At 33.6% G+C, this 25,967-nt stretch carries 23 protein-coding genes; 15 read left to right on the top strand and 8 right to left on the bottom strand.

Features of this window, described 5'->3' with window-relative positions; translation table 11 throughout:
* Positions 1–275: transposase (locus tag ACW9JY_RS08470; RefSeq protein ID WP_457284010.1), on the bottom strand; the 275-nt coding region annotated here is incomplete at its 3' end.
* 157 nt (positions 276–432) lie between these two features.
* Between ACW9JY_RS08470 and ACW9JY_RS08465 the strand changes: the two genes are divergently transcribed.
* The 11 genes from ACW9JY_RS08465 (at position 433) to ACW9JY_RS08415 (ending at position 14,283) form a co-directional block, all read left to right on the top strand.
* Positions 433–1,938 (top strand): 5'-nucleotidase C-terminal domain-containing protein, encoded by a 1,506-nt coding sequence (locus ACW9JY_RS08465; protein WP_457284009.1) that lies wholly within the window; start codon positions 433–435, stop codon positions 1,936–1,938.
* Between the two features lie 135 nt (positions 1,939–2,073).
* On the top strand, positions 2,074–3,966 hold the full coding sequence (locus tag ACW9JY_RS08460; RefSeq protein WP_457284008.1) for a 5'-nucleotidase C-terminal domain-containing protein: 1,893 nt from the start codon (positions 2,074–2,076) through the stop codon (positions 3,964–3,966).
* 689 nt (positions 3,967–4,655) lie between these two features.
* Positions 4,656–6,584 carry a hypothetical protein gene (locus tag ACW9JY_RS08455; protein WP_457284007.1) on the top strand — a complete coding sequence of 643 codons (1,929 nt, stop codon included), beginning with the start codon at positions 4,656–4,658 and terminating at the stop codon, positions 6,582–6,584.
* 25 nt (positions 6,585–6,609) lie between these two features.
* On the top strand, positions 6,610–7,710 hold the full coding sequence (locus tag ACW9JY_RS08450; protein WP_103077849.1) for a BMP family lipoprotein: 1,101 nt from the start codon (positions 6,610–6,612) through the stop codon (positions 7,708–7,710).
* A gap of 116 nt (positions 7,711–7,826) precedes the next feature.
* Positions 7,827–9,413, top strand: a complete 1,587-nt coding sequence (locus tag ACW9JY_RS08445; RefSeq protein ID WP_103077848.1) for an ABC transporter ATP-binding protein — start codon at positions 7,827–7,829, stop codon at positions 9,411–9,413.
* Positions 9,414–9,452: 39 nt separating this feature from the next.
* A complete protein-coding gene (locus tag ACW9JY_RS08440; RefSeq protein ID WP_457284011.1) occupies positions 9,453–10,529 on the top strand; it encodes an ABC transporter permease in 1,077 nt (358 codons plus the stop codon).
* Positions 10,526–11,476: an ABC transporter permease gene (locus tag ACW9JY_RS08435; RefSeq protein WP_103077847.1), complete on the top strand. Its 951-nt coding sequence runs from the start codon at positions 10,526–10,528 to the stop codon at positions 11,474–11,476. Before ACW9JY_RS08440 ends, ACW9JY_RS08435 begins: the two co-directional genes overlap by 4 nt.
* Before the next feature lie 24 nt (positions 11,477–11,500).
* On the top strand, positions 11,501–12,127 hold the full coding sequence (locus ACW9JY_RS08430) for a ribonuclease HII (protein WP_103079019.1): 627 nt from the start codon (positions 11,501–11,503) through the stop codon (positions 12,125–12,127).
* 13 nt (positions 12,128–12,140) lie between these two features.
* A complete protein-coding gene (locus ACW9JY_RS08425; protein WP_103079018.1) occupies positions 12,141–13,148 on the top strand; it encodes a peptidyl-prolyl cis-trans isomerase in 1,008 nt (335 codons plus the stop codon).
* A 13-nt stretch (positions 13,149–13,161) separates the two neighbouring features.
* The gene (locus tag ACW9JY_RS08420; protein WP_012209465.1) at positions 13,162–13,467 is read left to right on the top strand and encodes a metal-sulfur cluster assembly factor; all 306 of its coding nucleotides are present in this window, start codon (positions 13,162–13,164) and stop codon (positions 13,465–13,467) included.
* A 9-nt stretch (positions 13,468–13,476) separates the two neighbouring features.
* Positions 13,477–14,283, top strand: a complete 807-nt coding sequence (locus ACW9JY_RS08415) for a HemK/PrmC family methyltransferase (RefSeq protein ID WP_457284006.1) — start codon at positions 13,477–13,479, stop codon at positions 14,281–14,283.
* Here the strand turns inward: ACW9JY_RS08415 and ACW9JY_RS08410 are convergent.
* Entirely contained in the window at positions 14,264–15,040 is a 777-nt protein-coding gene (locus ACW9JY_RS08410; RefSeq protein ID WP_457284005.1) for a DUF6115 domain-containing protein, read from the bottom strand. The genes ACW9JY_RS08415 and ACW9JY_RS08410 overlap by 20 nt on opposite strands.
* Before the next feature lie 26 nt (positions 15,041–15,066).
* The gene (locus tag ACW9JY_RS08405; RefSeq protein ID WP_103079015.1) at positions 15,067–15,681 is read right to left on the bottom strand and encodes a DUF4897 domain-containing protein; all 615 of its coding nucleotides are present in this window, start codon (positions 15,679–15,681) and stop codon (positions 15,067–15,069) included.
* 357 nt (positions 15,682–16,038) lie between these two features.
* Here ACW9JY_RS08405 and ACW9JY_RS08400 point away from each other — a divergent pair, with 357 nt between their 5' ends.
* A complete protein-coding gene (locus tag ACW9JY_RS08400; RefSeq protein WP_103065462.1) occupies positions 16,039–16,806 on the top strand; it encodes a ZIP family metal transporter in 768 nt (255 codons plus the stop codon).
* Positions 16,807–16,900: 94 nt separating this feature from the next.
* On the top strand, positions 16,901–17,689 hold the full coding sequence (locus ACW9JY_RS08395; RefSeq protein WP_457284004.1) for a sulfite exporter TauE/SafE family protein: 789 nt from the start codon (positions 16,901–16,903) through the stop codon (positions 17,687–17,689).
* Here ACW9JY_RS08395 and ACW9JY_RS08390 read toward each other — a convergent pair.
* The 4 genes from ACW9JY_RS08390 to ACW9JY_RS08375 are packed head-to-tail and all read right to left on the bottom strand — an operon-like array spanning position 17,686 to position 21,721.
* Positions 17,686–19,185 carry a GGDEF domain-containing protein gene (locus tag ACW9JY_RS08390; RefSeq protein ID WP_457284003.1) on the bottom strand — a complete coding sequence of 500 codons (1,500 nt, stop codon included), beginning with the start codon at positions 19,183–19,185 and terminating at the stop codon, positions 17,686–17,688. The two genes, ACW9JY_RS08395 and ACW9JY_RS08390, sit on opposite strands and share 4 nt — an antisense overlap.
* Positions 19,161–20,318 (bottom strand): 2-oxoacid:acceptor oxidoreductase subunit alpha, encoded by a 1,158-nt coding sequence (locus ACW9JY_RS08385; protein WP_457284002.1) that lies wholly within the window; start codon positions 20,316–20,318, stop codon positions 19,161–19,163. The genes ACW9JY_RS08390 and ACW9JY_RS08385 overlap by 25 nt, the downstream gene beginning before the upstream one ends.
* Positions 20,319–20,351: 33 nt before the next feature.
* Entirely contained in the window at positions 20,352–20,564 is a 213-nt protein-coding gene (locus ACW9JY_RS08380; protein WP_103077839.1) for a 4Fe-4S dicluster domain-containing protein, read from the bottom strand.
* Between the two features lie 20 nt (positions 20,565–20,584).
* A complete protein-coding gene (locus tag ACW9JY_RS08375) occupies positions 20,585–21,721 on the bottom strand; it encodes a sodium ion-translocating decarboxylase subunit beta (RefSeq protein WP_457284001.1) in 1,137 nt (378 codons plus the stop codon).
* Positions 21,722–21,922: 201 nt separating this feature from the next.
* Here ACW9JY_RS08375 and ACW9JY_RS08370 point away from each other — a divergent pair, with 201 nt between their 5' ends.
* A complete protein-coding gene (locus tag ACW9JY_RS08370) occupies positions 21,923–23,056 on the top strand; it encodes an aldo/keto reductase (protein ID WP_103077837.1) in 1,134 nt (377 codons plus the stop codon).
* 24 nt (positions 23,057–23,080) lie between these two features.
* The gene (locus ACW9JY_RS08365) at positions 23,081–24,193 is read left to right on the top strand and encodes an aldo/keto reductase (RefSeq protein ID WP_457284000.1); all 1,113 of its coding nucleotides are present in this window, start codon (positions 23,081–23,083) and stop codon (positions 24,191–24,193) included.
* 106 nt (positions 24,194–24,299) lie between these two features.
* Here the strand turns inward: ACW9JY_RS08365 and ACW9JY_RS08360 are convergent, their stop codons facing one another.
* A complete protein-coding gene (locus tag ACW9JY_RS08360; protein ID WP_103077835.1) occupies positions 24,300–25,607 on the bottom strand; it encodes a hypothetical protein in 1,308 nt (435 codons plus the stop codon).
* Between the last annotated feature and the right edge of the window lie 360 nt (positions 25,608–25,967).

Here is a 25,967-nt window from a genome sequence, read left to right as displayed (position 1 = left end):
TCGAAACCGATGCATTTAGCGAAGGAAGGGTTACTCTTAAGGAAGTGAATCAACTCCCTTACTGTAAACCCCTTAACTTTCTGAACGAAGATAGCTTTAAGTAAAGCCCGACGGGAGTACCCTGTTCTGCCCATCTTATTATTGAAATCCGGGACAACGGTCCAATCGATCATATCGATTAAATCGAGGAGATACTTAAATTCGGAATGTTCTTTCATATAATCAGAGTAGACGAAATCGAAGTACAGTTGAGAAGAGTTACCGTATAATGACAATTGAATGACCTGCTTACGAGATAATAAAAATGTGGTATCGAATAAATTATACAGTGAGGAGGCAAAAGTATAATATTAAAGGTATTAAGAGTTGGTTACAATGCATGTTTTAGAATTTCTAAAGTGTCTAATAAAGGTAAAAAAGGAGGGGAACAAAATGAAAAGAGTCTTAGGCATTTTAGTTGTTATGGTTTTAGTTTTATCTGTATTTGCAGGGCCTAATCACTTAGTAATTTTCCACATGAACGATACTCACGCACATGTGTGGGGAACGGAAGATGGTGGAGGATTTGCCAGGGCAGCTACCCTGATAAATCAAGCAAGAGAAGAAGTGGCTAAGGAAGGTGGAGCAGTACTTTTTCTACATGCTGGTGATGTAAATACAGGGATTCCAGAATCTGATCAGTTGGATGCAGTTCCTGACTTTTTGGCTTTACATTATATGGGTTTGGATGCTATGGTTTTGGGTAATCACGAATTCGATAAACCTTTTGAAGTGCTTGAGAAACAATATGAAGTAGCACAATTTCCATTCTTAGGAGCAAATTTTGTCGATGAAAAACATGGAGGACCAATTTTTGAACCGTACATCATAAAAGACTATGGTGATTTCTCAGTTGGAATTATAGGTCTTGTTACTGAACAAACGAAAGTTTTAGAACCAATTTATTTAGGCGAGAATACAATTGTGGATGCAGAAGAGACTTTAAAGAAATATCTTCCAATAGTCCAAGAAAAAGCTAATGTAGTTATAGTCCTTGGACACTTAGGTTATTATGCAGATGGAAGAAGACCCTACTTGCCTGTTGAGTTCACTACCTCAGATGAGTTAGCTGAAAATATATCTGGAGTAGATATTATAATAGACGGGCATACTCACACCTTGTTAGAAACACCTGTAGTAATTAATAATGTTATAGTAGCACAAGCTGGTGATAACGCAGAGAACATTGGGAGAATAGATTTATGGATCGATGATGGTAGGATAGTAGATTGGAGAGGAGAAGTAATTCCACTAACATCTGATATCCCCGAAGATCCTTTCATAAAAATGTTTACAGATGCTTTTTATCAACTTGGATCAGAGGCTTTGAATGAGGTTGTTGAAGAAACAAAAGTATATCTCGATGGGGAACATGCTAGAAGTGATGAAACGAATCTAAGCAACCTTATAACGGATAGTATGATTTGGAAAACAGGTGCGGATGTTGCTTTAATGAACGGTGGCGGGATAAGAGCTTCTATTGAAGCAGGAGATATAACCTACAGAGACATATTGACTGTTTTACCTTTTGGAAACACATTGTACGTTTTAGAGTTGACTGGGAAAGACATAATGGATGTTTTAAATTATGCTGCTAAAATTCCTGATGGCCAGGGTGCTAAGTTACATGTTGCAGGTCTAACGGCAGAAATAAAAGGTGGAAAAGCTACAAACGTAAAAATAAACGGTGAGCCTATAGATTTGAACAGAACTTATAAGGTTGTTACCAACAACTATATGGCTTCGGGTGGAGACGGTTACACAATGCTTGCAGGTAAACCTGGTTATGATACATACTTTAGAGATGCGGATGCTTTACGTGAATACATTGCTCACTTGGGAACTATAGAAGATTATACTTCCCAAGAGAGATTGATAGAATTAGATCAAGTTAAGTAAACAAACAAAAAGGGGTGTAAGAAAAAACTACACCCCTTTTAGATTCATTTTAAGTAGCACTTTTAACTCTTGTTTGGTATTTCGTTTTTTTTAACTTCTTTTTTAGTGAAAAACTTAATGCAAAGGGGTGATTTTATGTTAAAAAGAGCTATTTTAGCGTTGGTGTTGCTTTTGAGTGTATTCTCGTTGTTTTTTGCTGAGACGATAGAAGTACAAATCTTAGCAACTTCAGATTTGCATGGACGCTTTTTACCTTATGATTATGCCTTAAACCAACCTAATTATAGTGGAAGTATTGCACAAGTCTATTCGATCATAAATGAGTCGAGAAGTGAAAATCCTGAAGGAACTATATTGATTGACAATGGAGATACAATCCAAGAAAACCTTTCAAACATTTTTTTAGAAGATGCCATACATCCCATGATTTTTGCTATGAATGAAATAGGTTATGATGCATGGGTTTTAGGTAATCATGAGTTTAACTATGGGGTCCCAACACTTAAAAAGATTATGAGACAATTCATGCCAGTGGATGATAATCCTAATAGTGTTTTGTGTGGCAATGTTTATAATCCCGATGGAACAAGGTTAGCTGCCCCTTATAAAATAGTTACCACAGGGAATGGAATAAAAGTTGGAATAATAGGTATGGTTACTCCTAACATAGTAAAATGGGACGCTGCAAATTTGCAGGATTACATTGTGGTTGATCCTGTGGATGAGGTGAGAGTAGCAGTTGCACAATTAAAAGGACAAGTTGACGTGATTGTGGGAGCTTTTCATATGGGAATCGAAGAAGAATATGGGACCTATGGTTCTGGGGTTATAGATATTCTAGAGGCGACACCTGATTTAGATGTTGTTATTGCGGGTCATTTCCATGAAAAAATAGCTGAAACTTACTATTATAATGGAAAGTTGTATAAAGTATTTAATGGTAAGATTATTGATGAACAAAAAAATGACATTACGCAAGAAGTGAAGCTCAACGGAACTTTAATTGTGGAACCCGGAAAATGGGGGCAGACGTTATCACAAGTGGTATTGGAACTCCAGAAGGAAGGAGATAAGTACGTAATAGTTGATAAAAGTTCCGCTAATTACGATGTAAAAGCTGCTACTGGAACAGTACCACCAGACAGTGAATTGGAGAAAAAGCTTCAACCTTTTCATTATAAGGCTTTAGACTATGCTAACGAGATAATAGGAGAATTAAAAGGCGGACCTTTAGTTCCTCCAGATGAAATAAAAGGTATCCCACAAGTATACATACAACCCACCGCTATGATAGATTTGATAAATTCCGTTCAAATGTATTATGGGGAACAAGTGATAGGTGAAAAAATAGATCTATCAGCTTCTGCAGCTTTTAGATCGGATGCAAATATAAAAGAAGGTCCTATAAAAAGATCAGACATTTCTTTAATTTATAGATACGACAATACTTTGTATGTACTAGAAATAACAGGAAAGCAGTTGAAGAAATATATGGAATGGTCGGCTTCTTATTACAATCAATACCAACCTGGAGATTTAACTATTTCTTTCAACCAAAAAATTCCGGGTTATAATTATGATATGTTTAAAGGGGTTTATTACGAGATCGATGTTTCAAAACCAGTGGGTCAGAGGATAGTAAATTTAAGAAAAATCGATGGTACACCTATACAAGGTAACGATGTATTAACATTGGCAGTCAACAATTATAGAGCAAATACCCAACTTTTGACCTATGGTCCAATATTTGAAAAAGGAGAACAACTGCCAAAGCTTCTTGGCAGAACCGAAGATCATCCTGACTTTTCGGCTATAAGCGGAGGAGATCTTAGAAAACTCATAGAAAAGTATATAATAGAAGTAAAAAATGGTGTGCTTACCCCAGAATATGAAGAAAATTGGAAAGTAGTGGGTACCGATTGGGATAGAGAATTGCACGATAAGCTTAAGGAATTATCCCATGAAGGAACCCTGGAAGTAAGCCCATACAAAGCTGTTAGGGTAGAGGATATTGAAGTATTTTTATAACTCCTAACTTCATAATATAATTACAAAAGAAGCTCATGAAATAATTTTTGTTTTCTTTTGAGCCGTCCAGATAAATGGAACGAATGTTTCAGAATAGTAATGTAATTAAGCGAACATACAAAAGGGGTGTAGGAAAAACTACACCCTTTTTAAATTTTTTATTTATATAAATTAAGAAAAGTTAAGTTTTTTAATTTTAATCAAAAATAAATGACTTAGAATAACTCTAATTAGATCTAAACACCTCTAATTGATGTTGACATAGAAATAAAAATATGATTAAATGTTTCGTAGAAAGCCATCCTTAAGAATGAGTTACTATGTGAGATAAAAAATTTAAGGTTCTTTTCTAAAAAGTACGGGTAGAATAAATTAAATATGAACAAATGAATATCTGGTAGCAGGTAGGAGAACACAAAATACATAAGTTAGGAAAGGAATCTCTCCTCATATAAGCAATTTATAGAATTATTTTACCACATCACATTTTTTCAATCAACATTTAATTATTTTAATTTCTCAGTGAAAAAGCTCTTAACTTACTGTAATCGCTTTTAAATAGAAATAATGGCTAATAACCAAGTATAATTCAGAAATTCTCTTGTTGAACAATTAAAAAAAAAATGTTATAATAAAATCAATCTATATTTATTGCTTTACAATACATTATAATGATTTGGAGGATAGAGATGAAGAAATTAGCCATTTTATTAATTACAGTCATTTTTTCTTTAACAGCTTTTACGATCGATGTTGAAGCGGTTGGAGATCTTTTTACGACTCTTATTCAGACCTACAATGAAGAGGGAAGTGTTTCAAACGAAGAATTCGATTCTTTTTTTCAAGAACTTAGTAATCTAGGCTTATATAGATTTTATAGAACTCAAATGATAGGTAGCGCCGAATACGTTGATAGGCCTACAAATGTCCAAACTTATCTATCTCAGATATACGACAATGTTCAGTCTCAATTTACAACAATCGAAGAAAAATTGGCTTTGGCCGGGTTTTTAGTGTATGTGCAATCAGATCTTTCGGGTGAACAAATTACTCAAGAAATGATAAGATCGATGCCCGCCTATTTTGCTACTGTTCAAGATTATACAAGATCTTTAGAGAATGATGCTTTAACTTACTTCGGCAATGTTATTATATATTCTTTAGGAATTGTTGATACCGCTCCATTTACAGATATTCAAAGGTTTGAATCTGACGCAGAAATCTTAGATAAAAGATTTTACATATATGAAGGAGAAACTAACCCTGAATACAATAAGATAATATTAGAAAATAAAGAGAGTTTGGAACATGGTATTCAACAACTTGCTCAATCAGGCACAACGGGAAGACCACTCCAAATTGCCATAGATCAACTCTCTTACAATTATGTCAATTCACTAATAAATGAAACCAACGAACAAATACAACAAGTTACCCAAATGTTTATTGAGGAAGGAAGGCATGGGGTTAATATTTCTTTTATAAGAATTATCATTTATGCCGCTTTGATTCTTGTAACATTCTTATTTTTAAGAAAATATCTTTGGGTAACAGTCTTAAGCATATTTGGAGTTGAATTTGTATACCTTTTAGCATTCTACAATCCGATAAAAGATACAGTATCTTCTTTCATCTATGGAAGTTATATAGTAACTTTTGTGTTTTTGTTTTTAGCCGTTTTGCTCTTCAAAAGTATCGGAAAAAAGATTAAGTTTACAGAAAAAGTTATAAACTTTTCTATCTTTTTTTTAGTGCTGCTTACTCTGTTCGTCCCATCATACTATTCTTATGATCTTTTGATGGAAAAAAATACTCAGTTTGATAACTCTACTTTCGAAACCCAGCTATTGAACGATGTTGTTGCTTACCCACACGCTCCTTTACATAAAACTATATCCAGTTTGAACTCCCACTTAGGAAGTGAATATTCCAAGGTTAATACTTTTTATAGATCGACTTTTGCATCCTTTTTGGATGATCTTTTGAATTCACAAGTTTTATCAAATCTACAAGGTTCATCCGTTCAAACGAATAGGGACGGCTTGAAAATTGACAAAGTAGAAAATTATCGAGGTATACCGCTTGACTTTTCAAAAGAGGTTACTGATTTTGTGAACTCATCAGAAATTACCGAAAGGAATATTTATAATGAGGTAGATACGTTAAAGGTTCAAGTTCATGATGTTTTAAAATTTTCAGATGCCGAATTCGAATCGAAATTCATGGATACTTCAAACCAACTCCTACGATCTACTGATCTCATTGATCCATTGTTGCCAACTTTATATTCTTTTTTTGACGTTGAAAAGGTCGACAAAATAAATTTAAAAGCCTATAACACTGTTTTTGGTACGAAAATCTTTCTTTTGTTTTTCTTAAGTTTAACGATTCTTGTAATTTTTGAAGAGAAATTCGTAAAATATATTTCTTTAATATCCATGTATTTCCTAAGCATTCTTAGTTTTATAAAAGTAACTCCGCTTGAAGTTTTCAGTCAAACTGGATATCCTATTATCCACACTGTTGATTACACTATCAACTATATTTTCGGAATAATTTTGTTAATTTTAACTTCACTTCTGTTTTTGAGATACTTACACTATCAAAGGAACAAATAAATTTACCTAAAGGAGGTAGAAAAACATGAAAAAGTTGCTAGTTTTTAGTTTAATTAGTTTAATGTTTGTAAGTTCTTTTGCTCTCAAAGTTGTTATGGTAACTGATGTTGGCGGTTTAGGAGATAAGTCATTCAACGATGGCACTTGGGCAGGAGTACAAATGGCTATGGAACAACTTCCTAATGTTGAAGGAGAAATAATTATATCCAAGGAACAAACTGATTACATTCCAAATTTAACCAACGCCGCTCAAAGAGGAGATGTAGTAATTGGGGTTGGATTTATGATGGCAGATGCTTTATTTAATATCGCTGCTCAATATCCCGATACATTTTTTATAGGAATAGATATAGAGCCATCTCCAGGTCAAACGATTCCAAACAATTTAGCCCTTTACACCTTTAAAGAACATGAAGCAGGATTCTTAGGCGGGTACGTCGCTGCTGCCATGACCAAAACAGGAAAAATAGGTTTTGTTGGTGGTTTGGAAATTCCTCCAGTCAAAAGATACGAAATAGGTTACAGAGCAGGAGTTGAAGCCTACAACCAAATTCATGGTACAAATGTTCAAGTTTTAATCGGTTACGCTGCCAGTTTTGAAGATCCAGCAAAAGGGAAACAGTTAACCCTTTCTCAGTATGACAACGGTGCAGATATAGTCTTCGCATGTGCTGGTGCAACAGGAAATGGCGTCATCGATGCTGCAAAAGAAACCGGAATGTCTTTCTATGGTTTACCAGCGGATGCTCCTTTACAACAGGTTATAGATAAATATTATGAAAAAGGTGAAGGTTACTTTGCCATTGGAGTGGACGTGGATCAAGATTATATGGCACCAGGTTACGTATTACTCAGTATTACGAAAAAGATCGATGTAGCTACTTTTGAAGGTATTAACTCAGCTTTGTCAGCTAGATATTTTCAAGCAGGACACAACAACTTAGGAATAGTTGATGACGGTGTTGGAATCTCTCCAATGAAATACACCAAGGGACTTATACCAAACGAAGTTATAGCAGAATTAGCATATTTACAATCCCTGGCTAAGGAAGGAAAAATCAATATTCCTCAAAACGAAGCTGAATTAGGTTCTTTCAATGCAAGTAATATAGTTTTTCCATTCTAATATTAAGATATCTTATTTATTCCAATATGAGGCGGGATAAAATCCCGCCTATTTTGTAGACTATTTTTTTAAAGTTTATTAAAACCTTTATTTCTAAAGTTGAAAGGAGGTTACAGATGCCTCAAACTGAGAATATTCAAGAAGAGTTAAATGATTATGCAGTATACATGAAAGAGATAACTAAAGTATTCCCAAGGGTAGTTGCAAACGATAGAGTCACATTTAAAGTAAAAAAAGGCGAAATACATGCATTAATAGGTGAAAATGGTGCCGGAAAAACTACTTTGATGAATCAACTTTATGGTTTATACCAACCTACTAGCGGTGAGATTTATATAAAAGGAAAAAAAGTTGATATCAAAGGTCCTTCTGATGCTATAGATAATGGTATAGGGATGGTTCATCAACATTTTATGCTCGTTGAAAATTTATCAGTTGCGGAAAACGTTGTTTTAGGAAGTGAACCCAAAAGGGGCATTACTTTTAATTTTAAAAAAGCAAAAAAAGACGTAAAGGAACTGTCTGAAAAGTATGGACTCAAGGTTGATGTAGAGGCAAAAATCGAAGATATTCCTGTAGGCATGCAGCAGAGAGTGGAGATAATTAAAACGCTTTATAGAGGCGCAGACATATTAATACTCGACGAACCTACTGCCGTCTTGACCCCTCAGGAAACCCAAGAGCTATTTGAAATACTAAGAAGTTTAAGAAAAGATGGTAAGACGATTATTTTTATAAGTCACAAATTGAAAGAAGTGTTAGAGATAAGCGACAATATCACCGTTATGAGACTTGGAAAGGTTACTGGTAACGTAAAGACTTCGGACACAAACGAAACAGAATTGGCAAATATGATGGTTGGAAGAGAAGTTGTTCTAAGTATAGATCGACCAAGAATAGAACCTGGAGAAGTACTAGTGAAAGTTGAAAACTTGTGGATAAAAGACAATAGAAAGTTAGATGCTGTAAGAGGCCTTAACTTTGAAGTTAGAAAAAACCAGATTCTAGGAATAGCTGGAGTTGCAGGAAATGGACAGTCTGAACTTGCAGAGGCCTTAACTGGCCTTAGAAAAATCGAAAGTGGTAAGTTCTATTTCCAAGGTAAAGAGGTTACAAATTTATCTGTAAAAGAATTAAGGGAGCTAGGCATAGCTCATGTACCTGAAGACAGACAAAAAAGAGGAATGGTTCATGAATTCCCAAATTATTTTAATCTAATTTTAGGTTCTCATGACAAACCACAATTTTCAGAAAGAGGATTCCTAAAACTTGATGATATAAGAGATTTTTCGAAAGACCTCATAGAGAAGTTTGATGTTAGACCACCTGAGATTGATATATATACAGGAAACTTATCTGGTGGAAACCAACAAAAAGTTATCATTGCGCGAGAAATTGGCACTTCACCTAAATTTATAGTCGTTTCCCAACCTACACGAGGATTAGACGTAGGAGCAATAGAATACGTCCACAAAGAATTGATACATTTGAGACAAGAAGGAGTGGCTATTTTACTGATATCCATGGAACTCGAAGAAATCTTGTCTTTATCTGATAGAATAATGGTTATGTATGAAGGAAAATCTATGGGTGAATTTGAAAATGGTCAATTAACAATAGAAGAGATCGGTTTAATGATGGCAGGAAAGAGTTTGGATGAAGTAAAATTAATGGAAGAGGCTGGAGAAATTAAAAGTCTATAAATAGGAGGCGCTAATAAAGTGACTTCTTCCTCAAAACTTATGAAATCAAGATGGATGTCTTTTCTAGTACCTTTTTTAGCAGTTGTAGTTTCACTTTTAATTGCAGCAATTATAATATTAGCCATAGGTCAAAATCCTTTAAAAGCCTATGGAGCCATGATTAAAGGAGCGGTTGGCAGCAGGCTTTCCTGGGCTGACAATATAACAAAAATGACTAGTTTGTTACTTACTGGTTTAGCAGTTGGCTTTGGATTTCGAGCTGGAGTTTTCAATATAGGTGCTGAAGGTCAAATGGCCATGGGAGGGATAATGGCGGTAGCGGTAGGACTGAACTTAGGCAATGTCCCCTCTGCTGTTGCAATACCTTTGACCATTGTTGCTGGTATGGCTGGAGGAGCCTTTTGGGCATCTATAGCCGGTTGGCTTAAAGCTAAAACTGGTGCTCATGAAGTTATAAGTACCATAATGTTGAACTGGATAGCTTATCATATTACCAATTATCTGGTAGCCGGACCATTTGCTGTAGGCGCAGGTGTTCCAAAATCCCCTGAAATTGCACAAAGTGCTCAACTTCCTGCGCTATTAACAGTCCAAGCATCTACAATTCCCTCTAGTATCTTAATAGCCATAGTCGCTGCAATTGCTATTTATATAATACTGGAGAAAACAACAACCGGCTACGAAGTTAAAGCCGTAGGTTTCAATCCATATGCAGCAGAATATGGAGGTATATCGATAAGTAAAAATATATTACTAACAATGGCTATTTCAGGAGCTTTGGCTGGCTTGGCTGGGGCTTTAGAAGTCATGTCTGTCCATCATAGGATTTTTGGAGCATTCACAAGCGATAGAGGTTTTGATGGAATAACTATTGCATTGATCGGTCAAAACAATCCTATAGGGATTATTTTTGCTGCTTTCCTCATCTCCTCCCTGAGATCTGGTTCAAATGCAATGCAAACTATAGGGGTACCAGATGATATTATTGTTGTTATACAAGGAATAATAATATACTTTGTCGCTGCAGATAGAATCATAAGAACCTGGATCATGAAAGCTACTCAACTTGGAAAGAAAAAATCACCAAAAACAATTCAAGGTGGTGAAGAAGAATGAATTGGTTTGAAGCTATATTTACTGCTTTTGCTTCACCTTTATTTTATAAATTAACGATTCTTTCTGCATTACCATTGATTTTTGCTGGAATTGGAGGAGTTTACAGTGAAATAACCGGCGTAACAAATATTGCTTTAGAAGGTATAATGAAATTAGGAGCCTTCATCGGGGTGGCTGTTACTTTTCTTACTGGGAACCCTTGGATTGGATTAATTTTAGGTATGATTGGAGGTTTAATTTTGGCCTTCTTTCATGCTTATGTTTCCATAGAATGGGCAGCAAATCAAATTGTTTCTGCTACAGCTTTGATTCTGATTGCTCAAGGGTTCACTGGTTTTCTAATGAAACCTATTTTTGGCCAAGAAGGTCAAACAGACTTTGTTGCTAAAATCCCAACGGTAAAAATAGAGGCAATTCAAAATATTCCTTTCATTGGAGAAATCTTCGGAGAAATCAGTTCCTTCTTTTACATTGCTATAGTAGTCATCATCGGATCGTGGTTTTTACTTTACAAGACTCCTTTAGGTTTAAGAATGCGCTCTGTAGGTGAAAATCCAAGGGCTGCGGATACGTTAGGTGTGAACGTTAAGGCGATAAGATACTTTGGAGTTTTAATGAGTGGAGTGCTCGCTGCATTAGGAGGGATGTATCTAGCCCTAGGTGATATAGGACAGTTTCAAGAACAGATGCCAGCCGGAAAAGGCTTCATTGCTTTGGCAGCCATGATATTAGGAAATTGGAATCCTATTGGTACAATGTGGGCAGCTTTGCTTTTCGGAGCTGCAGAAGCTATGAATATTCAACTTCAAACTTTGATGGTTCTTCCTTCAGAAATCAAAGCTTTACTAAATTTATTGCCTTTCGTTTTGACTATAATCGTAGTTGGAGGATTTGTTGGAAGAACAAGAGCACCCGCTGCCGACGGGGTTCCTTACGAAAAAGAGTAAAAGTATGTTTCAAAGGTGGATAATATGCAAGAAAATATTGAAATAGCTTTGTTAAATAAGTACAAAAAAATAATTGGTATAGATGAAGCTGGAAGAGGCCCATTAGCTGGGCCTGTTTTTGTGGGGGCTGTTGTTATAGAATCAAAAAAAGAATGCGAATTATTAGCAAAAATTGGAAGAGATTCAAAATCGTTATCTTCAAAAGAAAGAGAGAGAAGATACTTTCAAATAACGAAAAATTTTAAATATTATAGTAATTTTTCAACTTCAGATTTAATAGATCAAATAAATATATTCAAGGCGACTGAACTAGCAATTATGAAATTATTGCAAAAAGTGGTGGGAAAAAATCTGAACGATTATTATTCAATCATCGATGGAAAGTTCTTCAAACTTGATTATAACTACGAATGCATAATCAAAGGCGATCAAATATCTCCTTTAATAGGAGCTGCATCTATTGTAGCAAAATACGAAAGAGATATATATATGAATCAACTACATGAAATATATCCTAATTATGGCTTTATAAACCACAAAGGCTATCCTACCAGGAAACACATTGAAAGCATAAAAAAGTATGGTATAATATCAGAGCATAGAAAAACATTTAATCCTATTAAGAGATTCATCGAAGAAGGAATTTTATGAGGAGGCAAATATCTTGACGAAAAAAGCTCAACTATTGTTATTTTTTGTATTTCTAATTTCAACTATTCTTTATCCAAAAATAATCTATCAACCATTGGAGCAAGCAACCTTTGCAAAAGTTAATGAAGAAACACTTAATGAAGAACTATTAATATCAAGATCTCAAATAGTTTACCTTTTGTCAGATATTTATAATTCTTATCCCGAGTTTTATTCTGTTTTAACAAGAACAGCTACAGGTGTTGAACTCATGAATACATATTTAGAAGATCAAGCTTTAAAAATAGTCAATCAAGTTCTTTTTATACAATTCGTCGAACAAAAAAACATAGATTTACAACGCAAACAAACGTGGAATAACATCGAAGAAAACTTTTCAAAAGCCTTTAAAGACGTTGGAATACCTGACGAAGAAATAGAAGATTATCTTCTCGCCTTAGGTTACACTTCAAAAACAAATTATTTAGAAGATGCGTATTATTCAACATTATACAATAATTCTATAGCTGCGCTTTATACTAAAATTGTTCAAGAGGCAGAAGTAACCGACGAAGAAATTGCAAAGGAATATCAAAATAACAAAGCCATCTATAAATCTGATCCTGCAGCTGATATAAAGCTAATTATATTCAATAGCACAGAAGACGCTTCTTACACATACAATCGTATTATTGAAGGTTATTACACATATGATGAAGTATTTGAACAAACTGATTCAGCTACCTCTATGAGAATAAATCTTAAAGATGATTCAAATTCGATTGTACAAACTGTAAAAAGCAATCCTCCAGGATTTATTACAACGCCTCTTTTGTATGATTCGCAAAACGGTACATATGCTCTTTTAAAAATAGAACGAAAATACCCAGAAAAACAGTTAACTTTTGAAGAAGCAAAAGACCAAATAATTTTTAACTTAAAAGACAAAAAAGCTCAAGAATATTTTGATAAAGTTTTACCAACTGAATTCCAAAAATTTCAAGAAGAATCTTCAATAATTCTCAATTCTGATATGTTTTGAAGGAGGCTTACTCATGCCTGATATAGAAAAAGATAAAATCATAAATGCTCTGAAAGAGGTTTATGATATGGAAATTGGATTCGATATCGTTTCATTAGGTTTGATATACAAGGTAGATATAGATGAGAACAATAACGTTCACATATTGATGACATTAACCACCCCAATGTGCCCTTTGGCCGGTTTAATAATTGAAAATGCAAAAGAGAAGGTAAAAGAAATAGAACAAATCAACGATGTAGATATCGAACTTACCTTTGATCCCCCTTGGGATCCGCAGATGGCGAGTGAAGAAGTTAGAAATCTTTTGGGAATTTGAGGTAAGATAATGAAGATAACAGAGTTAGTAAGTAAAATTCAGGGGGAGTTTAAAATCTCCCCCTTTCGTGTATTAAAAATATTATCAAAAATTGAAGATAAAGATGTATCGTTTTATTTAAAAGACTCAGAAGTAGAAATTTCTCACCAAACTTTCGATTTTTTACTTAAACATCTTAAAGAAGGGTATCCTATAGAATACATTACCAAAAAAGTTCTTTTTTTAGGAAATGAGTTTTTTGTAGATGAAAATGTACTAATACCTAGGATAGAAACTGAAGATTTAGTAATATTAGCAGTCAATCTTATAAAAAATAAAAATATAAAACATGTAATTGATATAGGGACAGGTTCTGGTGTGATAGCAATCTCAATAAAAAAGCAAACCCCAAAAATTAAGGTTCAGGCTTCTGATATTTCAGAAGCTGCGATAAAAGTAGCTCAATACAACGCTCAGAGATTAGGTGTCAATGTTGAATTTAAAATTGGTGATTGCTTAGATCCATTTTTGAAAGACATTGAAGAAGTAGAATTGATAATTTCAAATCCTCCATATGTGGAAACTTCTTTTATAGAACAAAATCGTTTTTTAAAATATGAGCCTAGAATTTCCCTTGATGGGGGATACGATGGTCAAAGTTTTTTTAAAAAGATATCTAAATATTCTCACCTTTTAAAATCTAAATATCTCTTGTTCGAAACCAGTGAATTTACTGTAAAAAAAACGGCTGAAATTCTATCAACAATAGGAAAAGTTCAAATTTTGCCTGACTCTTTTAAGAAAGAAAGATTCATCTTTATTTCTCCTTATTATTAAACAAACTTAGAACAAGCATTATCTCACCTACACCAATTTTCAATTCCTTAGCTATCTCTTGAGGGGTATAGCCATTTTTGGACAAATCAAGAATTTTTTCAGTTTTGTCGTATTTATAGTTAGCATTATCTTTACTTATATTTATATTTTTATCTTTAGCCATATCGATATTTGATGGAATATTTTCTTTCTTTGACGAGATGTTGGGAACTTCTTTGATTTTTTCAAATATCATTTTTTCTTCTTCTGGTGTCAACTTTACCAAATGGTTAGAAACATCCAAATCGGTATTTGTGTTAATAAAATCAACCAACTTTTTACTTGATATATTTAATTTTCTTGAAAGCTCGTAAACCCTTAGTCTATCGTCTTTTTCAACTGTCTCTTTTTGATTTTTATTATCCTTTTGATCTTCTAAGTTTTTTGTGTTTTGGACTTTAGTTTCAATTTCTTGTCTCTTATACGAATCTAATTTCCTTTCTAAATCTGTCAACAATGAAAAAGTTTTAGCATAAGCATCATCTAAATCTTTCATAAGTTGATCAACCAATTCTATTTTATTATCTAAAGCCCTTAACCTTGTGGAGGTTATCTTTTGAAATCTTGCTAAGAAAAGGTTTTTTTCTTCCTCAAAATTTTCATATTTTTCCCCTGTCTCGTTATTTTCTTGCAAAAAACGCCCTAAACGGATCATAAGAAAAATATTAACAATTGATATTGTGAGAGAAAGGACAACTAATAAATATAAAATAACCATTACAATTCCCCCATTTTTACGATAGTCTATTTAGATTGGAATTCTATCGTGGGATAACCTAATGCCCCAGTGTAGGAATAGCCTATAACATTCTGGTCTATATAAGTGGGAGTAGGATTTACACTTAAGACTTCCCAACCATAAGGATAATGAATACTTACAGTCACTTCCTCATTCTGAGCACTTAAAAGTTGTCCAGGAAGAGAAAATTCAATATTTCCTCTATCATTTCTATAAACCAACCCTTCCAATTTAACCGTTTCATTCACATAAATCCTTGGAGAATTGGAATTTACGGTTGACTCATAAGATAAAACCACAAAATCTCTTGGGATTTGTTCTTTTAAATTATCCAAAGATTGTTGAAAAAGAGAAAGCTTTTCTTCATCGGGGGTGTTAAACCCTTCTACCAAGGTTTCGTAATCTCTCTCGTTTTCTGTTAGTATTTCTACTTTGGTTGCAAAATCCACGGAAAGGTCTTCGTAAATAGTAAATGTAATATCTCTTGATATTACTTGAAACTGAGGCTGAAGATTTCTGTACATAAAAAATTGAAAAATAGCTAACCCAGCAAAGAAAATTAATGTTATGATTATGAAATTAAAGCTATTACCCCTTTTTTGTTTTTGATCGTTAGCCATGTGATTCCTCCTAATAAATGATCTTTAACCTGTTGATTATTTTTTATTATAACATAAATCAAGTGTTTTTTTTAAAGGTACAAAAATTTAGTCAATACCCCGTACAGATTTCTCCCTTTCACCCCCTAGCCTTCCCCGAAGAATCATTAAATTATATCAAATATAACAAGAAGTTGCAATCGTAATTCTAACTTAAAGTTATATCGGTTGTAATATCTGCACAAAACAGAGATATTATAATTAAGAATTGTTGTGGGATAAAAAGCTTCTTCCTGAAAGAATATTAATCAGCTTTTGAAATTAATATTCTTCACTAAATTCACAAAACTAAAAAAACAACCTACAAGGAGGGCTAAGATGAACGAATTAACCAGTTCTCAAATATGGATATTTGGAACTCTAGCAAGTCTGATCGCTGGTCTTGCTACTTCAATTGGAGCTATTCCAGTATTGTTTTTCAAAAAAGAGTTAAGCGAAAAAAATTTAGATATGTTTTTAGGATTTGCTGCCGGTGTTATGCTCGCAGCTACTGTTTTTTCACTTATAATTCCATCTTTAGACACGGGTGGAATATTAATAACTATTTTAGGGATATTTCTCGGCGCACTTACTATTGAATTAATGGATACCTTCTCCCCTCATGAACATTTTTTAAAGGGACATGAAGGACCTGAGTTAGCCCGTTTAAAGAAGATATGGTTGTTCGTTATCGCAATAGCACTCCATAACTTTCCGGAAGGAATGGCTGTAGGGGTGAGTTTTGGTGGTGGAATGATTGCTAATGGTATTACTGTAGCAGTTGCTATAGGACTACAAAATATTCCAGAAGGGACAGCGACAGCTTTCTCTTTAATTAAAGCAAATTATTCAAGAAAACAAAGTTTCTTTTGGAGTTTTTTGACAGGATTAGTCGAACCTATAGGAGGTTTACTTGGGGCATCTTTAGTGGTCTTAATGAAACCAGCCTTACCTTTTTTTCTTTCATTTGCGGGAGGGGCTATGCTGTACGTTATCAGCGATGAGATAATCCCAGAAACACATTCTCACGGATACGAAAGAACGGCTACTTTCTCACTGATTTTTGGATTTTTGCTGATGCTGGTCCTCGATGTAGCATTAGGCTAAATAAATAGACGTTTTAGAAATAAACTAATTTTCAAAATGCATGTTTTAGTGTTTTTAAAGACATTATAAAAACTTTTTTGGAGGTCAAAAAAATATGATAAGTCAATACATAATCTCAGTTCTAGCCGGTTGGGGCGCTGGAGCTGTTACAGGAATAATTGGAGCAAGTGCTGCAGCGGTAATTGTACCTGTTTTAATAACTTTTTTAGATATTCCAACTTTTGAAGCTATAGGAATAAGTTTAGCGACGGATGTGGTGGCATCGTTGGTAGCAGCAAATACTTATAGAAGAAACGGAAATATTGATTTAAAATCGGGATTACAGATGGCAATAAGTGCAATTGTGGGGGCTATAATTGGAACTTGGATTTCTTCATATGTTCCTTCAGCCGGATTAGGAGGATTTACTGGAGTTGCAATCTTATTAATCGGTATAAATTTCATAAGGAAGCCTTTACATCAAAGAATACAAACTATTCAAGAAAAACATAAAAATGATCCAAATATAAATAATGTCAAAAGAATTACTAGCTCAATACTTTGGGGTTTGTTAATCGGATTTATAGCTGGTTTTGTCGGTGCAGGCGGCGGAGTGATGATACTTCTTATACTTACCCTGGTTTTAAGATACAAAATTCACGTTGCAGTAGGAACTTCTGTTCTGATAATGGCTTTTACAGCATTATCTGGTGCTGTTTCTCATGCGTTGTATGCCCCAATCCCTTGGGATTTGTTAGCTTTCGCGGTTGTAGGTGGTGCTGTAGGTTCAAAAATGGCTGCAATATTCGCTAATAACGTTTCGGAAGAAAAACTTAGCAAAATTGCTGGAGTAGCATTTATCCTTTTAGGGGCAATGACAATTATAGACGGTATAATATCTTAATTGATGATAATTTTATTTTTTCCTTGCCCTTTTGCCATGTATAGATTTTGGTCGGCAATTTTGAAAAGTAAATCTATTTCATGGCTGTTACCATACGCTACTCCCGCAGAAAAAGTGACATTCATCTCTTGTTTTAGTTTACGGTTTATTCTTTTCAAAATAGAATAAACCTCTTCTTTTTTAACCCCTTCTAAAATTATTACGAACTCATCGCCACCATATCTGAATATACTATCTTTTTTTCTCAAATTATCAACACATAGTTGCGCAAATTTTTTTAAGAGTGTGTCTCCTTTTTCGTGACCGTAGGAATCGTTTACCTCTTTGAAGTCGTCTAAATCCACCATTACTAAGGCTATTTTCTGATTTTTTAAATATTTTATAGAAGAAATGTAATTTTCGTAACTTCTTCTGTTTCCAATATTGGTTAGCAGATCAATCTGAGCATCTTTTTTTAAGATACTTTGATAAATTTTATTTTGCCACATCATCCAACTTTCTTTAGCATAATAATCTAAAATTTCCAGTTGATCATCTGTAATTGGTTTCCCGTTATATCTATTATCGCAAAGATAAAAAGCAAGTCTTCCATTGTCTATTTCTATTGGTGAAATAGCTATTTCTCCCCTTAAATCAAGTAAATTTACTATCTTTTCCTCCAATCGACTTACAGGTAATTTAATAGTACTATGCGATTCAATTGCGTATTTAAAAAGATCATTATCTATTAACAATTCTTTTTTAATAGTAATACCTTTTATCCTTTTTTCTAAATTTGAAAAATAACTCATTCCAACTTCATACTGAGACAAATATAATTCTATATTTCTCTCAAGTGTCTCAAACTTTTCATAAGTTTTGTCAGCTTCTCTATCACTTTCAGGTCCAATAACTCTATGGACCTTGAAATCACCACTATCTTCAACAAATAAGATAGCCCTATTAAAACCTCCTGCAAAGCCGCCTGTTATCGCTGTCATAGTTATATATAACATTTCATCTATAGACGTTTCAGGTTTATAACTTTTTTCCAATATGATTTTAGAAGCCCTGAAGACATTGGCTATTTTTGAGGAATTGAGTAGGATATCTGTAAGCATTGATCCTACTAATGTGGAAGAATTTTTAATTATCTCATATACTACTATGCTTTCCTCCTTTTGAAATGTTTCGTAATTAATTTCAACTACGATCTCCATTTGAATTCTTTTTAGTTCTACTTTTTGTTCTTCGATGCAATTAGTCTCTTCTATGTTTTTTATCGTGAAGATTGAGAATGAATTACATATCTTTATGAATTTATACAAATTATCTGGTACTTTGAATGGATCAAAATGAATTTTAATCATAACTTCAAAATCAAAAAGAACTTCTTTTGTGAAGTTTTCAAGTAAAAGCGTAATACCTGGATTTACATAAGCAGACTTGATTTTTGGTTGATACTTTTCTGGCAATTTTACATTCATTTTATTTACATCTCCGTAATCTGAACCCACATTTTCATAATTATTTCTAATATTTCATCGGGTGTAATCAACTCACCGCTAGTTTTCGTTAAAGATTCCACATGTTTGTTCAATTTATTCAATCGTGACATCTCTTTAACGTACTGGCCTGTATTCATCTCTGGAACGATTATACTTTGAGCATTTTTAAATATTAATTTAAGTCTTGAGGTAGGCATGGGCCAAATAGTGATAGGCTTAAAGAAGCCTACAGGAATTTTATCTGATCTCGCTTGTTTAACCGCCTTCAAGGCACTCCTAGCAACGCTCCCATATGCAACTACTACTATATCGGCATCTTGTAGCATATATTCGTTATAAATAGAAATATCCTCGGCAGATAATCTAATTTTTGAATCCAAATGTTCTATCACTTTTGATATGGTGTTTGGATCTCTTATGGGAAAGCCACTTTCATCATGAACTAGGCCAGAAACATGAAATCTTGTTTTTCCCATTTCAACTAATGGATTTACCGCAAATTGTTCCTCTAAATCAAAAGGTAAAAATAATTCTTCTTCTCCTAGATCAATTTCCTTTAATCTTTCGACAATCTGTGGATTCTCTTTCTCGTAATCGAAATACACGTTTTCTCTCATATGTGCTAAAGTTTCATCTAACACCAAAATAACCGGTGTTCTGTATTTTTCTGCATAATTGAACGCTGTGACAGTATATGTATAAACTTCTTCCACTGTAGAAGGATATATCGCAATAATTTGGTGATCTCCATGAGTTCCCCACCGTATCTGCATTATATCTCCTTGAGAAGGCTTGGTAGGAAGTCCTGTGCTTGGACCACCTCTCATAACATCAACAAACACACAGGGCACCTCTGTCATAATGGCGTATCCTAAAGCCTCTTGCATAAGTGAAAATCCGGGACCACTAGTAGCAGTCATGGATTTTACACCTGCAAGGGAAGCACCTATTATAGCAGCTGCACTTCCGAGCTCGTCCTCCATCTGTATAAAAGTTCCTCCAACTTTTGGCAATTCTCTAGACATGTATTCGGCTATTTCGGTTGATGGTGTAATCGGATAACCTGCAAAAAAACGACATCCTGCTTTTATAGCAGCCATTCCAACCGCTTCGTTTCCTTGTAAAAAGAGCATTTTCCCCATTAATTTCACCTCTTCTAAAAAGAGCATTCATTTTTATTGATCTATTTGTTTAATACTTATCGCAAAATCCGGGCACATTCGTTCACATTGCAAACATCCGGTACATTTTTCTGAATCTGGAACAACTGGCTTACCAAACTCTTGTTCTATTATAGCATCTACTGGGCAAATCCAAGAACAGATACCACATTTTTTACAATAGTTATAATTTATTATCACTTTAAAATGTTTTTTAGTAGTTTGCATTTGATTATGCCTCCTCTAAATTAAAGTATACTTAAAAATAAACCTGCAGCTATAGCTGAACCTATTACCCCTGAAACGTTTGGTCCCATTGCATGCATTAAAATGAAGTTACCCGGATCGGTCTCTTGAGCAATATGTTGGGCTACACGAGCTGAATCAGGAACCGCTGAAACACCTGCAGCACCGATTAATGGATTAATTTTATCTTTAACGAACAAATTCATTAATTTTGCGAATCCTATTCCACTTGCTATTGCAACTATAAACGCAACTGCTCCTAACAATATGATTTTTAAGGTTACCAATGACAAAAATATATCAGCCGTCGCCGACACCCCTACCGATAACATTAAAAGTATTGTTACAGTGTCTAAAATATATCGAGAGGCTGCTTCGGCCAATCTACCCGTTACCCCGGATTCTTTCAACAAGTTTCCCAACATAAGCATTCCTACTAAAGGTAGAGATTGGGGAACCATTAAAGAAACTACAACAGTTGTTATTATAGGAAAAATGATTCTTTCTCTTTTAGAAACTTCCCTTAACCTTCTCATTCTTATTTTTCTTTCCCTCTTAGAGGTAAATAACTTTGAAACAAAGGGCTGTAGTACTGGAATAAGTGAAATATAAGAATAGGCTGCAACAGCTATGACAGGCAATATATCAGGAGAAAATTTGGAAGCTATGTATATAGAAGTTGGACCATCGGCACCTCCAATAATACCTATTGCCGCCGCAGAATGAAGATCAAATCCCAAAAAACTTGCCAGTAAAAAACTAATAAATATCCCTACTTGTGCTGCTCCTCCGAGAAGTATCAATTTTGGGTTTGCAATCAAATAAGAAAAATCAGTTAGTGCTCCAATACCCAAAAAAATCAATGGCGGATAGATCCCCGTATCCAGTCCCAATTTTATATACCACAACAATCCGCCCGGTTGACCATTCTGAGGAGGCATAAGAATACCTGTTAATTCCGGGGGAATGTTAGCTATAACCATACCAAAACCCAATGGAATTAAAAGTAGTGGTTCTGCATGTTTAGATATAGCAAAATAGATAATAATCAATCCAAGAAGTATCATAAAAACTTGAGGCCAAGAAAGATTTATAAATCCAGTACTTGAAAAAAAGTTGAGTATGCCTTCCGATAGCATTTAAAAACCTCCTCGGAGATAAGTATGAAATTTTTTTCAATTACTTCTACTGTATTTTATTATAACATAAAAAAATTTACTGTTTCTACTTTGTGTAAAAGAATTTTTTTAATTTTTTTGGTATAATTAAAGTAGAATAAGTTTATTTATCAAACTAATCTCAAAGTCAATTAATCATAATAATATACTGGGGGTGCTCTTTTGAAATATAGAAAATTTGGTAAGTACGATGTAGAACTTTCGGCGTTGGGTTTTGGATGTATGAGACTGCCTGTTTTGAATGAAGACCCTTCTAAAATTGATGAAGAAAAGGCAACAAGAATGCTTAGATATGCTATTGATAATGGTCTAAATTATGTTGATACCGCGTATCCTTACCACCAAGGAAATAGTGAATACTTTGTAGGTAGAGCTTTAAAAGATGGCTACAGGGAAAAGGTTTACTTAGCCACCAAAAATCCTGTTTGGTTGGCAAATAAGTATGAAGATTTTGAAAAATATTTAGATGAACAGCTAAAAAAACTTGATACAGAATATATAGATATGTATCTCTTACACTCTTTGGATAAAGAAAGATGGAGTAAAATTTACAATCTAGACGTTTTGAATTTTCTGGATGAAGCAAAAAGAAAAGGCAAAATAAAATTTGCCGGATTTTCTTTTCACGACGATTTCAAAACTTTTAAAAAAATCGTTGATTCTTATAACTGGGATTTTTGTCAAATACAATACAATTATCTTGATACACATTTCCAAGCAGGAATCGCAGGATTAAAGTATGCTAAAAGAAAGGGTTTGGCGGTAATAATAATGGAACCAATTAGAGGAGGTAAATTGGCTAATAAATTACCTCAAGAAGCTCTCGAAATCTTGAGTAATTTAGATAAAACCAAGTCACCGGCTTATTGGGCGTTAAAATGGGTGTGGAACCATCCTGAGGTAACTACCGTTCTGAGCGGGATGTCCACAATGGAACAAGTGATAGAAAATCTTAAAACTGCAGATGATTCAGATCAAAATTCCTTAAGTGAAAAAGAATTAAAGGCGATTGAACAAGTCAGAAATATTTACAAGAGTAAATCCAAGATAGATTGTACTGGATGTAATTATTGTGTACCTTGTAAAAACGGTATACCTATTCCTACAATTTTTAGTATATATAATGAAGGCTACATATTTGATAACTTACCAGAGGCAAAAGAAAGATATCAAACTTTGATCAAACAAGGCATAGATGCCTCTATTTGTGAGGAATGTGGTGATTGCGAAGCAGAATGTCCACAGCATATACCTATAAGATTGTTTTTAAAGCAAGTCAAAAATGAATTAGCTTGATCCAAAATTATAGAGGTGATCTTTATGAATAAAAAAGTACTTGGTAAAACTGGGTTTGAGGTTTCTCTTTTAGGTTTGGGTGGGTTTCATATGTTGGAAATCTCACAGGATGTTGTTTCAAAATTAATGGATATTTATCTAATGTCGGGTGGTAATTACGTTGAGACTGCGGCTGAATACGGAGATGGCGAATCTGAAAAGAAAATTTCATACGCTTTGAAAGGTAGAAGAGATCAAGTAATTCTTGCTAGCAAATGCCATGCTCGAGATAAGAAAAATGCTCGACATTTTGTAGAAAGAACTTTAAAGAACCTAAACACCGATCATTTAGATATTTTGTTTCTCCACCATGTTACAACTGAAGAAGATGTCGACGCCTTATTGAAAAAAGATTCAGCCTTAGATTATCTGTTTCAAGCTAAAAAAGATGGGATTATAAGAGCATTGGGTGTATCTTTTCACGGCTTGGGGAATTATGCACTTAAACTGATAAAAACAGTAGACTTAGATGTTCTAATGACAGGTTTTAACTACTTGGATATATTTAATTTCCCGAGTACCTATCAAGAAGTCATTCCTTTTGCAAGATCAAAAAACATGGGAATTGTTGGCATGAAAGCTTTTGCAGATGGTTATCTTTATAGGTCTACCTACGATGCATTAAACTATGCTTTGACTCAGGATTTAGATGTAATGGTTGTAGGAGCAAACTCCGAAGACATGTTAAGAAAAGACATTCAGATAGCTGAAAATTTTAAACCTTTACCTAAAAAATCTGTAGAAAATCTGTATTATCGAGCTCCCGAACTTGGAAATTATGTATGTAGACAATGTGGTAAATGTTTGCCTTGCCCAGAAGATATAGAAATTATGAAAGTGTTTGAATACGAGGGATGGTACGACAGACAAATGAGGGATTACCAACCTCACGAGGCCCCAGATTATGCGCTGAGAGAAAGATTGGCATTCTGGTTTGGAAACCAAAACGAAGCTAAAACCGCTTATTCTAAACTTAATAAGACCTTCAAAGATTGTACAAAATGTAGTATATGTGAAGAAAGATGTCCTTACGATATACCCATAATAAGAAAATTAAAATTAGTAGACTACAAGCTTGGAGAAGGAGAAATATTTTAAAATATTACATATTACTATAGTGATCGATACTTTACGCATTTAGGATTTTGAGAGGCTCAAAATAATACCCGTTTGGTGGCTCACCAAACGGGTATTATTCTTGATATTAGTTGTTAATGACTTCTTTCATACTTTTACCTTTCTTAAATATTAGATCTTTATACCAATTTTTATAATCGTTCAGGATCTTATCTTCTGAGATTTCATATATTTCATTTAGATCAGTAGTCATATCTATTTCTTCAAAAATTTCCGAAATTAAATCTTTTTTATCAGTAATTTGCTCAATTCCATAAGCGTTTACCATATCTAATAAAAGTTCTCTTTCAAACTCTTTCTTTTCTTTTAAATCTTGGAATATTAAGGAAACTTCGTTGATCATTCTCTTTATTTTTTCTAAATAGTACTCTTTATCCTGCTTTTTCAAATTTTCATCAAAAATTATATGATCCATAAAATCCATAAACTCTTCTTCCATTTCTATAAACAAATCGTACGATTCATTATAGTAATAAGAGTTTCCTAAAAACTGATCCCTGTTTTGCAAATCTGTAATATCTTTTAGCTCATCTTCTATATCTTCCATATTCTTTATAGTAAAATCAATATCGACATCGTCTATATCTTCATCGAAATAATAATCTTCTTCTTCTTCATTTTTCCCATTAAACAAATAATTTGTAAACCTTTCTAATTCTTGCCGAGGTTCAGAATTTTTCAGAAATTCTTTTGGATTGAGATTATATAATGTAAAAAAATCATCCGTAATATTGTAAACATTTTCGTAATTAACGATCGCTATTTTCTCGATTATTTTTTCATAAAATGGAGAGATCTTCTGAGCAATATTTGGAAGTATCGCTACCCGAAAATTATTTGTTTCGTTCAACAGATTTTTATAAAAACTTTCTATACTCTTGCGATCACTTTCTATATACATATCAAAATGATCTCCATAGTCGTTAGTGAAAATTAAGTGATGTTCGATTAAGCCTTTACCTATTTTTCTTAAAAACAAAAATGATAAATTATTACTTTCATTCAAAGAATAAATAAATGACTCCTCTGCAATTATCTCCGAAGTTTGGTTTTCATGATCAGAAGCAAGCACAGAAATCATACTCTTCTTTTTCGATTTAAAAAAAGCATTAATCCTTAAGATTGTCAATATCAACGGGATATATTCTATATCAAAGGTAAGTTTATCTAATTTCCCATTACCCCTTCCCTCCAAATTGAACTCGTTATTAAACCATTTGTAATTTCCGAACCTTCCTTCCACTTCATAAATATATTTTTCGTAAATATCAGGATCTTTGTTGTTTCTCAACATCGACTCGTCTAGGAAAATCTTTTTAACTGATACAGGCCGAAGTTTCATATAATCACCATAATTGCCTTTTAAAATTATCATCACAACACCTCTTTTACATAAAACTTTAAGAAATTTTTTTGGTATAATTGATTCTTCAATCACTCATATTTGTACAACTTAAAATGATAACCTAGAAATATAAATAACATCAATACAATTATAACACCTATTAATTGAAAATCCCAAGTAATTAAGCCGATTATACCAAAAACAACAGAAATAATATATGTAACTAATGCCACAAACAATGGTTTTATTTTATATTTTTTTCGAATTTTATCATAAATATGCTCCTTGTCCCCTAAAAAAGGAGATTTTTTACTAATACCCACTTCAGAAATAGGTCAAAGCAACGATTAACTAAAGGTAAATTAAGTTAAGGCAAGAAGAAAAAGAACT

It is taken from the genome of Petrotoga sp. DB-2 (genome assembly GCF_054051725.1).
The sequence above is the reverse complement of the archived record's forward strand: the minus strand, read 5'-3'. Positions and strand labels throughout refer to the sequence as shown.